The sequence below is a fragment of the Bradyrhizobium sp. BR 1433 genome (assembly GCF_051547665.1).
GTDB classification, from domain to species: domain Bacteria; phylum Pseudomonadota; class Alphaproteobacteria; order Rhizobiales; family Xanthobacteraceae; genus Bradyrhizobium; species Bradyrhizobium australafricanum.
In genome coordinates, this window is sequence record NZ_JBPUGG010000001.1 from 2,213,791 (window position 1) to 2,228,146 (window position 14,356).

The following is a 14,356-nucleotide window of genomic DNA, read 5'->3' on the forward strand; positions in this document are numbered from 1 at the left end:
CCTCCCGCCATTAGGCACGGTTGTTTCCGGCAATGACGGCGTCCGCCGGCCCGATCCGGCCGACGCATGAGCCGAACCCGATGCCCGCAAAACCCTCCCGGCTGCAGCGGCCCCGGAAGGTGACTTCATCGCCATCCTCGAGGAAACTGCGGCTCTCGCCGCTCGCAAGCGCGGCCGGCCTCGATCCTGCGGCGGTGAACTCGAGCATGCTCGAAAGCTGCGACGGGCTTGGCCCCGAGATGGTACCGGTGCCGATCAGATCGCCCGGCTGCAAATTGCAGCCGTTGATGCTGTGGTGCGCGACCATCTGCGCCGGCGTCCAATACAGGTACTTTGCGTTGGATGTGAGAATCGCCGCGGCGGGCTGGTTCGCGGCGCGCATCTGCGCGGTCGAGAGCAGGACCTCGAGGTGGACATCGAGTCCGCCGTGCGATTGATCGGCCGCGTCGAACAGATAGTCGAGCGGACGCGGATCGCCGTCCGGCCGCGCCAGCGCCGCGACGCGGAACGGCGCCAGCGCATCCGACGTGACGACCCACGGTGACACCGAGGTGGCAAAACTCTTGCTGAGGAACGGTCCGAGCGGAAACATCTCCCAGCGCTGGATGTCGCGCGCCGACCAGTCGTTCAGCAGCGAATAGCCGACGATCTGCTGCGCTGCCTCAGAGATCGGGATGGGATTGCCCACCCGGTTGCCGGCGGCGAGGTAGAAACCCATCTCGAGCTCGAAATCCAACCGTTCGCATGGGCCGAAGCCCGGCGGAGCGCCCGCCACCGTGGGCGGGCGTTGCCCGAGTGGCCGTCGCACCATCCCGCGCCCCACTTGCACCGACGAGGCACGGCCGTGATAGGCGATGGGCACCCATTTGTAGTTCGCGGGAAGCGGATTTTCCGGCGTCAGCAGCGCGCCCGCCGCCCGCGCATGATAGATGCCGGCGTAGAAGTCCGTGTAGTTCGAGATGCGTGTGGGCAGATTCAGCGTCGCATCCGCGATCGACGTCAACAATTCGGAGGCGCGGCGCCTGGCGTGATTGGCCGCGCTGCCCTGCCCCAGCAGATCGGCGGCGCGGCGGCGCAGCTCCCGCATCGCCATAGGTCCGAGCGCGAACAGCGCATTGAGTGTGCCTTGCTGGAGCGCCTGGCGGATCGGCGCCGCGAGGTGCTCATCGGAACCGAGCGCTCGCTTCAGGTCGAAGACGAAATCTCCGATCGCGGTGCCGATCCGCGGCTGCGTATCGGCCGCTGTGCTGAAGATGCCAAGCGGCAGATTCTGGATCGGGAAGTCGGTCGCGCCGCCGTTTGCCGTCTCGACAAAACTCCGCCGTGCCGGGTCGTGGGTCTCGTCGAGTTGAACTGCATTGGTCATGCTGTCTTCCAGATTCCTCGATCCGTGCCGTCCATTGTCACGAGGCCGCGGCTGCGAGAGCCGGGCGTTCGCTGGCCAAAACCGTTCCGATCTCGGATTGGATGAACTGCGCCGCAAACGCCTCGCGTTCGCGCGCAGCGCGCTCGCTGCGATCCGTTACCGAGAACAGCCAGACGAACAGGAAGGCGAGCGGCATCGAGACCAGAGCCGGATTGTCGTAGGGGAACAGCGCCGTCGGAAAGCCGAGGACGGCGACCCAGACCGTCTTGCTGAGCACGACCAGCACGACCGACGCGACCAGGCCCGCGAGACCTCCGGCGACGGCGCCGCGCGTCGTGGTGCCGCGCCAGAACATCCCCATCGCAAGCACCGGAAAGTTGCAGCTCGCCGCCACCGACAGCGCAAGTCCCGCCATGAACGCCACGTTCTGATTCTCGAAAGCATAGGCCAGCAGAACCGCGACGACGCCGATGGCAACAGCTGAGAACTTCGAGACCATGAGTTCGCGCGCCTCCGATGCCTTGCCGCCGGCCAGCACCTGGCCGTAGATGTCATGGCTGACGGCCGAGGCGCCGGCGAGCGTCAGGCCGGCGACGACGGCAAGAATGGTCGCGAATGCCACCGCGGAGATGAAGCCGAGCAGCAGCGGGCCGCCCATCGCGTGGGCGAGATGGATCGACGCCATGTTCGGCCCGCCGATCAGGTCGGCGATCTTGTTGAATTGTCCGGATGCCGCGACATTGAAGTAGCTCGGATCCGTCATAAGGATCGCTGCGGCGGCAAAGCCCAGCACCGGAATGATCCAGCAGAAATACGCGACGCAGGCCGTCGCATCGAACACCGATTTGCGGGCCGCGGCGGCGTCCTTCACCGTGAAGAACCGCATAAGGATATGCGGCAAGCCGGCGGTGCCGAACACCAGCGCGAGGCCGAGCGAGATGGCGGACACCGGTTCGGCGAACAGTCCGCCGGGGACCAGAATAGCGGCTCCCTTGGGATGGACGTGGCTTGCGGCCTCCAGCAGCCGTCCGAGGCTGAACTCGAAATGCCACAGGGCAGCCAGCGCGAGCAGCGTTCCGCCGCACAGCAGCAGCACCGCCTTGGTGATCTGAACCCAGGTGGTCGCCTGCATGCCGCCCACGATCACATAAAGGATCATCAGCACGCCGACGCCGAGCACGGCGAAGATGTAGTTGATGCCGAAAAGCAACTGGATCACCTTGCCCGCGCCGATCAGTTGCGCGATCAGGTAGAACAGCACAACGACGAGACTTCCGGTCGCGGCGACGAGCCGGACCGGCGTCCGCTGCAGGCGGAACGCGGCGGCATCCGCGAAGGTGTAGCTGCCCAGATTGCGCATGCGCTCCGACATCAGGAACAGCACTATCGGCCATCCCGTGAGAAAGCCGAGCGCGTAAATGAAGCCGTCGAAGCCGTTGGCGTAGACCAGCGCGGATATGCCGAGAAATGCGGCCGCCGACAGGAAATCGCCAGCGGTCGCCAGACCATTCTGTACCGGCGTGATCGCGTGTCCGGCGGTGTAGAAGCCCGCCTTCGATCCGGTGCTGCCGGCCGAGCGCCAGGTGATGACGAGCGTGACGGCGACGATAATCAGGAACATTCCGATCGCGATCCAGTCGGGCCCACGCGCCCCCGCGGCGGGCGCGCCCTGGGCCATCGCCGCGAATGGAAACACCACGTAAAGTGCGATCAGCAGCCATCTCGCGATCATCGGCCGAGCTCCCGATTGACTCTGCGCGCGAGTTCGTCGAAGCGCGTGTTCGAGCGCTGAACATAGAAGGCGGTGAAAGCGATGATCGCCGCAACCATGAGAAGGGCGAGCGCGAAGCCGAGCGGCATCGCGCTGCCGGCGAATCTTGCGCCGAGCGCGGCTTTCGCGGTCGAGATCAGCGCAATGAAGCCGAAGAACATGACCAGCGTCAGGATGGACAGACCCCATCGCAGCCGCGCGCGTCCCGAGACCAGTTCCCTGAACGCGGCGTCGGCAAGGATTTCTCGCGTGCGGTCCGGCGACAGTTGTGGCATCCGATTCCTCCCTCGTAGACATTTTGGTGATCGCCGTGCCCATTCGCGTGCGTTGCGGCGCAGAGATTCAAGGCTCGGGGTGTCTCCTCTCCAGGCTCGGAGCATTAGAATCCGGATCGCATCCGGCAAGGTGATATCCTGCCAAACTCCGGGTGATTTCATGCCATGCTGGGCGCGCCGCGATTGTCGCGCCATCACCTGTCTCGACATCCCGCGACGATGCACAAGCCGGACAGTCGTAATTCGCCTGTCAGCCGACCTACGGGCTGTCGTCGATGCCTGGGCGGCAAAGCAGGACGATACTCCCGGCCGCTCTGAGGACGTCCGCCGGCTCATCGAGTTCGAGCTAACTGTATCGCCCACGGCGCTGCGCGCTGAACGGCACAGCCCCAGGGAGCGCGCCCGCGAATTGGCAGGCGACGCAATCCACAAGGTGACCGACAGTACAGCCAGCCAAGACGATCAGGCCAGCCGCAAGCGCAAGCTCATCAAAGGGCCGGAGGAGTTTCACAAGGTGCGCCGCGACAGAAATCTAAAATGATCACAGCCTCAAGATCATTGCCCCATAATAGGATCGAAAGCTTGCTTCGCGCGTTGAATTAGTCAGCCCAAATGGGAGGTCAACAATGATTAAAGAGCGAGACCGACGGGCGCCGACGGCTGCGGAACGCGAAGCAAACAAGGCATTCAAAACTGTCAGGCCGAAGGATGCTATGACGGATTACGCCAAAGCGCAAAAAGCGGTCCATGATAATCGAGAGCGCCTAAAGGCCGAACGGCTGGCGCGGGAGGCAGAAGCGGCCAACCGCACAAAAGCAGACTAAGCGTCCCATGTGGATGATCACGGAGGACCAAAGTTTGTGAGGGTGAAATGGCCCTGCACTTCCGCCGAGTCGATACTGAACTGGAGATATGGATCGCAAGCAGCGACGACTATTCATTCGTCATCAGCAACGAGAGCCGGAGTGGACCTGGATTGCATGGAGAGCCGGGCTTTGTTGCATCATATCGCCCTGACTTTCTGAATATGCCAGCGGCTCACGTATCCGGGTCTCCCTTCAGTTCGTTCGCTGAAGCCGAGCGGGCCTGCAATGCGTTCCTAGGGCGCCTCATCATTAAGGGATGACTACCGTTATCCGCCCGCCGCGGCTATGGCTTCTTCTGCGGCATCGCCGTGGCCAGCCGTTGCAGTCTACGCCGGCAAAGCCAAAGAGCAGACCATCGCCGAATTCCTGCTCAACATCATCCCGAAATAATCCTTCGTGCCCGAAGCGTTTATCGGCTCGTTCAAAAGAAAGGCTTGCAGAGCAAATCGAAGTTTATCAATTGCGATATTGGTTCCGTAACTGGGCTCAATGCGCACGAGGTATGGGTCGAAGCCGATCTCGGCGGTCCGCTTCGCCTTGGTCGGCTTTCCTCGCGAAGGCGGACATTGCAACCTTCTGCAAAGTTCGGCTTTGGGCCCAGGCTGTGTGAGAACCCTGTTTTCAATTGGCGGGCGAGATGTTCCCGCACGGTTTCGTAGCTCGTCTGGGCTGCCAATGAGCTGCCAGAAGGTTCTAAGCGCTGAGGCGCCGGTACAATGTCGGGTTACGTCTGCATCGCTTCCAGCAGTGTGGCGCAGCCCAGAATCGCTATTACGCGTTTCATGTTGTAGGCGAGCACATTAAGCGCCATTTCGGTCGCAACCTTGTGTCGTCGTCGCATCAGGAAGTGCGTCGCACCCATCCAGGCCTTGATGGTCCCGAACGGATGCTCCACCGTCTGCCGGCGTAAGGTCATCTTGTTGGGGTCTTGGTCAAGTCGCTGCTGAACCTTCTCCAGCACAGCTTCGTGCTCCCAGCGCGTGATACGCCGTTCGGGGCCGGTCGTGCACTGAGCCTTGAGCGCGCAGATGCGGCAAGCAGTCGTCCAGTAACGGCGGAGTATCTTGCCATCCTCCTCGACGGTGAAGCGATACGTCAGCCGTTCACCAGCAGGACAGCGGTAGATGTCTTCGGCCGCGGCATAGATGAAGTCTTGCTTGCCGAAACGGCCTGCAGCTTTCGCACCTGAGGTCATCGGTTTCGGCAGTGTGACCGTGATGCCAGCCTCCTCGCAGGCGCGAATCTCTTCGCTGTCGTAGTAGCCGCGATCAGCAACGGCATCGAGTGTCTCGACAGCCATCTCGGCACGCGCCTGCCCGGTCATGTTGGCGAGCTGGTGGCGATCGCTGCCCACATTGGTCACCTCGTGAGCCACGATGAGATGATGCTGCGTATCAACTGCAATCTGCACGTTGTAGCCAACGATGCCAGTATCCTTGCCACTTGTCGCCATCGAGCGAGCGTCAGGATCGGAGAGCGAGATCTGCTTGTCTTCACCCTTCATCATCTCTGCGTTGATCGCGTTGAGCCGGACGATTTCCTCCTTGAGCTTCTCGATCTTGCCCTTCAACCGCTCAACCTTCACCTCCGGCACCGCATCGCCATGCCGATCGGCGGTCTCCAGTTGAGAGAGATAGCGGGCGATGCTCTCATCGATCCGCTCAAGACGCCTCTTCATCTTGGCCTCGGTGAAGTTCTTGTCCCGGGCATTGATAGCCTTGAACTTCGATCCATCAATGGCGACGCTCGCGGCACTGAACAGATCAAGCTTGCGGCACAGCGCGACGAACTCGCGACAGACCTGACGGATGGCCTTGCCATTGTCCTTGCGGAAATCCGCGATGGTCTTGAAGTCCGGTGCTAGCTGCCCCGTCAACCAGATCAACTCGATGTTGCGCTGGCATTCCCGCTCGAGGCGCCGGCTCGACGGAATCCGATTAAGGTAGCCGTAGATATGGAGCTTGAGCATAGTGCCGGGATGATAACTGGGGCGGCCGGTGTCGAGTGGCTGGACACCTGCAAACCCGACCTTGCGGAGATCGAGACCGTCAACGAACACGTCGACCGCTCGCACCGGATTATCCTCGGTCACATAATCGTCGAGCGATGCCGGAAAAAGTGTGCTCTGCCCGCGATCCAACCCTTCGACGAAGCGCTTCATCTGATCCCCCGCAAGTCGTCGGAGAATCTTATCGCGCGAATCACTTCAAACAGAAGGTTTTCACGGTTTTCACACAGCCTGGGCCAGAAGCGGAAATCAGCTAACGGTCTACTTTGATATGCGGCAGACGAGCTTCGAACGCGATCGTCGCTCATACGGTCTGGTTGCAGATTCGAGTCCCGCCGGACCCACCAGCAAATCAATTACTTGTCGGGTGGTGTCCCTTCATCGCCCATTTAGGATCATCCACCCGAAATGCCTCACGCCTTCGCGGTAACCATTCTCCACAGCACCTCGGTCAGCACCGCGTAGCCCTTGTCGAGGGCCGCGGGCGCCGTGAACTCGCGCGGATTGTGGCTGAGCCCGCCCTCGCTCGGGACGAAGATCAGCGAGGACGGAACAGATTTCTGGATCGCCAGCGCGTCGTGGCCGGTGATGGTCTTGAACGTCATGGCCTTGAAACCGAGATCCGCGGCGACAGAAAGAACCAGTGCCACGCCGCCGGGATCAAGCACGGTCCCCGCTCGCCTCTCGTCGGCAGCGATCGAGATACCAACGCCGATCTCGCCCGACTCACGCGCGATTCGCTTCAGAAAGCGATCGCTGATCGCCGAGACCACGGCTTCGGCCTCATGCCGGATCTCGAACCAGACCCGAACACGGCCCGCCACGACATTCGGCGAGTTGGGATAAACGCTGATGCGCCCCGCGGAGGCATGGGCGCCCGCAGTCTCCCTCGCGACCTCCTGGTACAGCGCCTCGATAGCCCGGGCCGCTGCGCGCAGTGCGTCGCGGCGGAGCGCCATCGGCATCGGTCCGGTGTGCGAGTAGTCGCCTTCGAACATCACCGATATCTTGCGCGCCATCCACGCGCCGGACACTGCGGCAATGTCGCCAGCCGCCTGCTCCAGGCGATCGCCCTGCTCCACATGCAACTCGACATAGCGCACCGGATTGTGTTCGAGCGGCGTCGTCCCGCAATAGCCGATCGCGGACAGCGCCTCGCCCAGGGTGACGCCCTCTGCGTCGCTGCACGCATATGCATCCTTCAGGCTCAGGGCGCCGGCGAAAACCGAGCTGCCGGTCAGGCTGGGCTGGAAGCGGGCACCCTCCTCATTGGTCCAGTTCACGACGGCGAGGTTGCGTCGCGCGGCGCCGGGATTGGCACGGCAACGCTCCCTGACGGCCTCGACCGCGAGGATCCCGGCGAGCACGCCGAAGACCCCGTCATATCGCCCTCCCGTCGGCTGGGAATCGAGGTGCGAGCCGGTCATGACGACGTCCGTAGACGCCGGTGCCAGCATCGCCACGCCAAACAGATTGCCGATCGCATCGATCCTCGGAACAAGGCCGCGATCGGCGATCTCGTGCAAGAAGAGGTCCCTCGCCTCCTTGTCGCGCGCCGTTCCAGCCAGCCGACACACGCCACCGTCGTCGGTCGCACCGATCCTGGCAAAGCGCGCGATGAGGTCATGCAATGCGGTCATGTCTGCTCCAGCGATGCGATCCAGTTCCTCAGCTCGGTCTGCCGGCAATCATGGCTCAGAATGTCGCGGTGAAGTGCCAGTTTCCAGGCGAGATCGCCACGCCGTTCGTCCGCCTCGAGCGCCGAGAGGTCGCCGGCATAACGCGCGAGCGCGTCCAGATCGGCAAAGAAACCCTCGTCAACCAGGAGCTGTCCGTAGCGCCGGATGACGGCGACGACGTCGTGCAGGCGATATTCGGGATGATACTGCACGCCCCAGAATAGCCCGCGACCGAAACGGATCTCCGCCGCCTGAACCTCGCACATGGTATTCCAGGCGGTGACGGTTGCGGACTGCGGAAGGCGGGTGACAATATCGCTGTGGATGGCCGGCGCGTCGAACACCGCCGCACGGCCAGCATGCATGGGATGAGCGCCGCCTTCAGCCGTCAGCATGATCCTTCGCGCGAACCCGACCTCGCGCCCCGCCGGGTTGAGACCGACCTCGCCGCCCGCTGCGACCGTGGCGAGCTGCAAGCCCCAGCACGAGCCGAACATTGGCACTCCGCGAACGAAGATCTCGCGCACGAGGTCGATCTGCCGCAGCGCTTCGACCTCTCGCTGGTAGATATTGAGGGCCGACCCCGTGATCGCGATGCCGTGGTAAGCTTCGAGCGGTTGCGGCAGCGCGAAGCTCGCATCCGCCGGTGTCGCGATGTCGACGACGACGCGAGGTGCAAGCGACCGCAGGACCGCCGTATAGCTCTCCGCAGGCATTGCGCCCGCCGTCTCGGCGATCCGTCGCCGGCCGGCCAGCGTGTTGCCCTCGAGAACGAGCAGCCTCAGCACGGCTCAGCTTCCAAGATCGCCTCGAATGGCGGCCAGCGTCAGCTGCTTGAACTCCGGCTCGGTCAACGGCCGCGGATTGGCACCCGCAGTCGGATCCTTGACGGCATCGGCCGCGATCGTTCCGGCGTCGGTCTCCTTCACCCCGAGCTCGGCGAGCGTATGCGGCACGCCCAGCTTCTTGCGGAAGGCCAGCAGCCAGGACAGCACGGCATCGAAGTCTTGGCTCGGCAGGTTGAGCGCGCGGGCAATGTGCGGAATCTTGTCGGCGATCGCAGCCTTGTTGCAGACCAGGACATAAGGGAAGACCACACCATTGGTCAGCCCGTGATGGGTATCGTATCGGGCGCCGACCGGATGGGATATCGAGTGGATCGCGCCCAACCCCTTCTGGAACGCGGTGGCTCCCATCGAGGCCGCGGCGAACATGTAGGCGCGCGCTTCGAGGTCGCGACCGTTCTCGACCGCGCGCGGCAGATAGTTATCGACGATCTTCATCCCCTCCAGTGCGATGCCGTCGGCAAGGGGTTGAAATGCCTTGACGCAGTAGGCCTCGAAGCAGTGCGACAGCGCATCCATGCCGGTTGCCATGGTGAGAAACGGCGAGAGACCGACCGCGAGCTCGGGATCCTCGATTGCGATCCTGGGCATCATCATGGGATGGAAGATGATCTTCTTCTCATGGGTATCCTCACGAGTGATCACACCGGCGCGGCCGACCTCGGACCCCGTGCCTGCCGTCGTCGGCACCGCAATGATCGGCGCGATGCCCTTGGTGTCGGCGCGCGTCCACCAATCGCCGACGTCCTCGAAATCCCAGACCGGGCGCGACTGCGCCACCATGAACGCCACGCATTTGCCGACGTCCAGCGCCGAACCTCCGCCCACCGCAATCACGCCGTCATGACCGCCGGCCTTGAAGGCTTCGATGCCGGCCGTCAGGTTGGTTTCGGTCGGATTGGTCTTCACGTCGGAAAACACGGCGAGCGGAATGCCCGCCTCGCGCACACGGTCGACGATGCTGGCGATGAGATCGGTCTTGGCAAGCCCGTGATCGGTGACCAGCAATGGCCTGGTGAGGCCGTTGGTCTGGCACGCCTCGGGAAGCTCGGCAATGCGGCCCGCGCCGGTAACGACGCGCGTCGGAAAATTCCAGGCGCCGGTGATCTGAACGTCCATGTGCTGCTCTCAATGCTCAATGCTCGATGCGAAGGTGGAATGATCTTGGGCGGGTCAACGCCTCGAAGCCGAGGCGCGACATGCCGACACCACGTCCGGTGTCCTTGAGGCCGGTCCACGCCAGGGCGGGATCGACATAATCGCAGCGGTTCATGAATACGGTGCCCGTTGCGATGCCGTCACCGATACGTTCGGCTGCGGCGGCGTCCTCGGTCCAGACCGATGCAGTCAGGCCATAGGGGCTGTCGTTCATTAGGCCAACCGCCTCCTGATCGGAGGAGACCTTCATGAGGCCGACCGCAGGCCCGAAGCTCTCCTCCATCATCACCTGCATGGAGTGATCGACGCCGACCAGGACCTGAGGCATCAGATAGGCCGTACCGATCTTGTCCGCTGGGAACCGGGCCGGATCGATCAGAGGCTGCGCGCCTTTTGCGACGGCCTCGCCGATGTGGGCGCGGACGGTATCGGCAAAGCGTGTCGCCGCCATCGGGCCGAGCGTCGTGTCCCGCGACAGCGGGTTGCCGAGCCGGTAGCGCGCGGTCAGGCCGGCAAAGGCGTCTACAAAGGAGTTATAGATCCGCTCATGCACGTAAATCCGCTCGATGCCGCAGCAGCATTGGCCGGAGTTGTAGAAGGCGCCGTCCACGAGCTGCTCGACCGCGAAATCGAAATCGGCATCCGGCCGCACATAGGCCGGATCCTTGCCGCCGAGCTCTAGCCCGAGGCTGATGAATGTCCCGGCCGCCGCTCGCTCGACCGCCCGGCCGCCGGCGACCGAACCGGTGAAGTTCACATGGTCGACCGAGCGCGATGAGATCAGCTCACTGGTCATGACATGGTCGAGCGTGAGCGTCCTGAACACCCCCTTGGGCAGGCCGACCCGGTCCAGTGCCGCCTGGAAGCGCTCACCGACCAGCAGGGTCTGCGCGGCATGCTTCAGGATCACGGCGTTGCCGGCCAGCAGCGCCGGCACGATGGTGTTGGCCGCGGTGAGATAGGGATAGTTCCAGGGCGCGATCACCAGCACGATGCCGGCAGGAACGCGCTTGATCATGCGGCGGAAGCCGGGCTGCCCGGTCGGCACGATCGGCGCCAGCGCTTCATCGCTGAGCTCGACCAGCACGCGGACGCGCTCCTCCAGGCTGCGCAGTTCGCCGCCATAGCGCACCGGCCGGCCCATCTGCATCGCGAGCTCCGGAACGACCTCGTCGTTCTGCGCCCGCATCTCGTGCAGGAAGGCGAGCATCATGGCCTTGCGCTCGGCGAGCGATATGCTCGACCATTCCTGCTGCGCTTTCCGTGCTTGCGCGAGAGCCGCGGCGACCTCGGCACCCGTTGCGACGGGCCGCCGGGCAACCTCGCTGCCGTCGACCGGCGAAATGCAGACGATATCGTTCACGTGATGTCACTCGTTTTTGGAAGGGAGGATCCGTCTCAAATGATCTCGAAGTAGCGAGCGAGCTCCCAGTCGGTGATGGCCTTGCGGAACTCGCGCTCCTCCCACTGCCGCGTCATCGCGTAGTGATCGACGAAGACGTCGCCAAACAGGTTGCGCGCCGCCTGCGAGGCGACCAGCCGGTCGGCCGCCTCCGACAACGTGCGCGGAAACGCGCGCTCGGGCGGATGCTTGCGCTCATAGGCGTTGCCGATGATCGGCTCGTCCGGTTCGATCCTGTGCTCGATTCCCCAGAGGCCCGATCCGAGCGCGGCCGCGATCGCCAGATACGGATTGATGTCGGCGGCAGCGACGCGGTACTCGACGCGCTGGCTGGCCGGCTTGCCGGGAATGACGCGCAACGCGCAGGTCCGGTTCTCGATTCCCCAGGTCGCGTCGGTCGGTGCCCAGAAGCCGGGGATCAGGCGCGAGTAGCTGTTCACGGTCGAGGCCACCATCGCAAGCAGCTCCGGAAGCAGCGCCTGCTGGCCGCCGACGAACCAGCGCATGATGTCGGACATGTCGCCGGGCCTGCCGCTCTGGTGAAACACCGGCTTGCCGTCCCGGTCGCGCAGCGACAGATGCAGATGCCCGGATTGTCCGGGATAGGCGTTCGACCATTTGGCCATGAAGGTGAGCATCTTGCCCTGTCGCTCGGCCCAGACCTTGGAGAAGGTCTTGAACAGCACGGCGCGATCGGCGGCCGCGAGCGCATCGGTGTATTGGATCGCGGCCTCCAGCACGCCGGGTCCGGTCTCGGTGTGCAGGCCTTCGACCGGCATGTCCATCTCGTTGCAGAGCTTGAGCAGCGAGCGATGAAATTCGGACTCGACGGAGGCGCGCAGCATAGAATAGCCGAACCAGCCCGGCGTGAGATTCCTCAAGCCGCGAAAGCCCTTCTCGCGCACGCTGTGCGGCGTCTCGTCGAACACGAAGAACTCGAACTCCGCGGCCACGGACGGCGAGAATCCCATGCCCTCGGCGCGGTCAATGACGCGCCGCAGCAGCCGGCGCGGACACACCCCCGCCGCGGCGCCCTCGAATTCACCGAGGAAGAACAGCATGTTCTCTTCCGTCGGCACATTGCGGCAGGTCGAAGGATCGATGCGCGCGGTCGCGTCGGGAAAGGCCGTATGCCAGCCGGTGAATGCACAATTGTCGTACATCTGGTCGTTGGAGTCCCAGCCGAACACGATGTCACAGAAGCTGAAGCCGGCCTCCAGCGCGCCGACGAACTTGTCGCGCGCGAGATATTTTCCGCGAATGACGCCGTCGAGATCGACGATGCCGAGCTTGACGTGGGAGAGGCCCCGCTCCTCGACAAGGGCCTTCGCCTCGGCGATAGTTCGTACGCTTCTTGCATCCATGATCTTCAAATCTTCGGCTTCTGTGGCATCGCGGGCTATCGGCGATCGCGTCACGACGCGGCCACCTCGCGCAACTCCTCGTCGCACGCGGTGATGAACATGTCGGCGTGGTCCTTGCCGAAGCACAGCGGCGGACGAATCTTGAGCGTGCTGCCGAACGGACCGGCAGCACCGATCAGGATGCCGCGCCGGCGCAGGCGATTGATCAGCAGGCTAGCGAGCTCCGGTGCGGGCTCCTTGCTGTCGCGGTCGCGCACCAGTTCGAGCCCGATGAACAGGCCGGCACCACGAACGTCTCCGATGGTCATGTGGCGATTGCCGATCTCGCGCAATCCCTCCATCAGGTGACGGCTGACCTCGCGCGCATTCTGCATCAAGCCCTCGTCCTCGATGACGTCGAGCACGGCAAGGCCTGCGGCCGCGGCCACCGGGTTGCCGCCGAAGGTGTTGAAGTACTTCACTTCCGCGGCAAAGCGATCGAGCAGCGCGGCGCGCATGGCGACGCCTCCCATCGGAAAGCCGTTGCCCATGGGCTTGCCCATCGTGACGATGTCGGGGACGACGCCATGGCGCACGAAGCCCCACATCGCCGCCCCGGTTCGTCCGAAGCCTGGCTGCACCTCGTCGGCGATGAACAGTCCCTGACGTTCGTGCACGAGCTTCACGGTGGGGGCCAGGAAGCCGGCAGGGTCGGCATGGATGCCATCGCTCGAAAAGATCGTGTCTACCAGCAGCGCAGCAAAGCCGAAGCCGCTTCGCTCGAGATCGGTGATCGCTGCGGCAACGCTGTCGGCAAAGCGCTGGCCGGGATCGCCGACCGGATTGCGATACATCTCGGGTGCGGGAACTGCCCGCACGTGGGGCGGCAGCGGCTGACCGGGACGCGAGGACGGCGAGACATCGGTCACTGCGGCGCTATTGCCGTGATAGGCGGTCTCCGTGACAATGAAGCCCATCCGCCCGGTTGTCACTTTCGCGACCCGTAGCGCAAGGTCATTCGCCTCGCTGCCGGTGCAAGTCAGGACCAGATGATCGATCCCGCGCGGAAACGTCGCCAGGAGACGCTCCGCATAGCCATCGACGACGTCGTTGAGATAGCGTGTGTGCGTGCTGAGCAGGCCGGCCTGACGGCTTATCGCCTCGACAACGCGCGGATGCGAATGCCCGACCGACGGCACGTTGTTGTAGAGATCGAGATAGCGCCGACCATCGACGTCGAACATATAGACGCCTTCGGCGCGCGCCATCCTGATCGGCTCCTGATAGAACAGCACCGAGGCTTTTCCGAACGAACGCAGGCGTCGTTGCACCGCCTCGCCGAGCGCTGGGTCGATTGACGACACCCGGCTCTGATCGAAGGCGTTCAACGCCAGAATCCCTTTCTCCTGCTGCATCGCCTGCCTTCCCTTTGGCCCGCGGCCTGCGCGGACCAAAGCCGTCCCCTGCGGCGATCATTCCCCAGCCGTTCCACCGCGACCTTGGATCTATGTGCGAATCCCCACAACTGAAAAGCAGATTGCAGGCAAGAGACACCAGAACGTCAGACATGCGCTCCGCATTCCAAAGCCATACTTCATATATTTCAGTGCCTTATGTGATCGCCATGATTCCTTTGCGAATTC

At 63.6% G+C, this 14,356-nt stretch carries 12 protein-coding genes; 2 read left to right on the plus strand and 10 right to left on the minus strand.

The features are described 5' to 3' along the window. Nucleotides 1–10 precede the first annotated feature (10 nt). The 3 genes from fahA to ACSKB9_RS11225 are packed head-to-tail and all read right to left on the minus strand — an operon-like array spanning nt 11 to nt 3,607. On the minus strand, nt 11–1,366 hold the full coding sequence (gene fahA / locus ACSKB9_RS11215; RefSeq protein ID WP_438073151.1) for a fumarylacetoacetase: 1,356 nt from the start codon (nt 1,364–1,366) through the stop codon (nt 11–13). Between the two features lie 37 nt (nt 1,367–1,403). Continuing rightward, nucleotides 1,404–3,098 (minus strand): cation/acetate symporter ActP, encoded by a 1,695-nt coding sequence (actP, locus tag ACSKB9_RS11220; RefSeq protein ID WP_438073153.1) that lies wholly within the window; start codon nt 3,096–3,098, stop codon nt 1,404–1,406. Then, a complete protein-coding gene (locus ACSKB9_RS11225; protein ID WP_438073155.1) occupies nt 3,095–3,607 on the minus strand; it encodes a DUF485 domain-containing protein in 513 nt (170 codons plus the stop codon). Before ACSKB9_RS11225 ends, actP begins: the two co-directional genes overlap by 4 nt. Nucleotides 3,608–3,821: 214 nt before the next feature. Between ACSKB9_RS11225 and ACSKB9_RS11230 the strand changes: the two genes are divergently transcribed. Further along, nucleotides 3,822–3,953, plus strand: a complete 132-nt coding sequence (locus ACSKB9_RS11230; protein WP_438073157.1) for a hypothetical protein — start codon at nt 3,822–3,824, stop codon at nt 3,951–3,953. An 85-nt stretch (nt 3,954–4,038) separates the two neighbouring features. Next, nucleotides 4,039–4,236 carry a hypothetical protein gene (locus ACSKB9_RS11235; protein WP_076834229.1) on the plus strand — a complete coding sequence of 66 codons (198 nt, stop codon included), beginning with the start codon at nt 4,039–4,041 and terminating at the stop codon, nt 4,234–4,236. Between the two features lie 766 nt (nt 4,237–5,002). On the opposite strand, the gene ACSKB9_RS11240 is transcribed toward ACSKB9_RS11235, so the two are convergent. The 7 genes from ACSKB9_RS11240 to ACSKB9_RS11270 all read right to left on the minus strand — a co-directional run bounded on the left by ACSKB9_RS11240 (nt 5,003) and on the right by ACSKB9_RS11270 (nt 14,128). Continuing rightward, nucleotides 5,003–6,439, minus strand: a complete 1,437-nt coding sequence (locus ACSKB9_RS11240) for an IS1182 family transposase (protein WP_438073159.1) — start codon at nt 6,437–6,439, stop codon at nt 5,003–5,005. A gap of 260 nt (nt 6,440–6,699) precedes the next feature. Beyond that, the gene (locus ACSKB9_RS11245; protein ID WP_438073161.1) at nt 6,700–7,926 is read right to left on the minus strand and encodes a Zn-dependent hydrolase; all 1,227 of its coding nucleotides are present in this window, start codon (nt 7,924–7,926) and stop codon (nt 6,700–6,702) included. Beyond that, nucleotides 7,923–8,753, minus strand: a complete 831-nt coding sequence (locus ACSKB9_RS11250) for a type 1 glutamine amidotransferase (RefSeq protein ID WP_438073163.1) — start codon at nt 8,751–8,753, stop codon at nt 7,923–7,925. The genes ACSKB9_RS11245 and ACSKB9_RS11250 overlap by 4 nt, the downstream gene beginning before the upstream one ends. A 3-nt stretch (nt 8,754–8,756) precedes the next feature. Next, a complete protein-coding gene (locus ACSKB9_RS11255; protein WP_438073165.1) occupies nt 8,757–9,929 on the minus strand; it encodes an iron-containing alcohol dehydrogenase in 1,173 nt (390 codons plus the stop codon). 16 nt (nt 9,930–9,945) lie between these two features. Then, nucleotides 9,946–11,331 carry an aldehyde dehydrogenase family protein gene (locus tag ACSKB9_RS11260; RefSeq protein ID WP_438073166.1) on the minus strand — a complete coding sequence of 462 codons (1,386 nt, stop codon included), beginning with the start codon at nt 11,329–11,331 and terminating at the stop codon, nt 9,946–9,948. Between the two features lie 35 nt (nt 11,332–11,366). Further along, nucleotides 11,367–12,734, minus strand: coding sequence for a glutamine synthetase family protein (locus tag ACSKB9_RS11265; RefSeq protein ID WP_076834294.1), 1,368 nt, complete (start codon nt 12,732–12,734; stop codon nt 11,367–11,369). Between the two features lie 50 nt (nt 12,735–12,784). After that, entirely contained in the window at nt 12,785–14,128 is a 1,344-nt protein-coding gene (locus tag ACSKB9_RS11270) for an aspartate aminotransferase family protein (protein ID WP_438073167.1), read from the minus strand. Nucleotides 14,129–14,356: the final 228 nt, after the last annotated feature.

Coding starts and splice junctions, on each gene's coding strand:
- fahA (WP_438073151.1), bottom strand. CDS start 1,366: ATGACCAATGCAGTTCAACTCGACGAGACCCACGACCCGGCACGGCGG.
- actP (WP_438073153.1), bottom strand. CDS start 3,098: ATGATCGCGAGATGGCTGCTGATCGCACTTTACGTGGTGTTTCCATTC.
- ACSKB9_RS11225 (WP_438073155.1), bottom strand. CDS start 3,607: ATGGCGCGACAATCGCGGCGCGCCCAGCATGGCATGAAATCACCCGGA.
- ACSKB9_RS11235 (WP_076834229.1), top strand. CDS start 4,039: ATGATTAAAGAGCGAGACCGACGGGCGCCGACGGCTGCGGAACGCGAA.
- ACSKB9_RS11240 (WP_438073159.1), bottom strand. CDS start 6,439: ATGAAGCGCTTCGTCGAAGGGTTGGATCGCGGGCAGAGCACACTTTTT.
- ACSKB9_RS11245 (WP_438073161.1), bottom strand. CDS start 7,926: ATGACCGCATTGCATGACCTCATCGCGCGCTTTGCCAGGATCGGTGCG.
- ACSKB9_RS11255 (WP_438073165.1), bottom strand. CDS start 9,929: ATGGACGTTCAGATCACCGGCGCCTGGAATTTTCCGACGCGCGTCGTT.
- ACSKB9_RS11265 (WP_076834294.1), bottom strand. CDS start 12,734: ATGGATGCAAGAAGCGTACGAACTATCGCCGAGGCGAAGGCCCTTGTC.
- ACSKB9_RS11270 (WP_438073167.1), bottom strand. CDS start 14,128: ATGCAGCAGGAGAAAGGGATTCTGGCGTTGAACGCCTTCGATCAGAGC.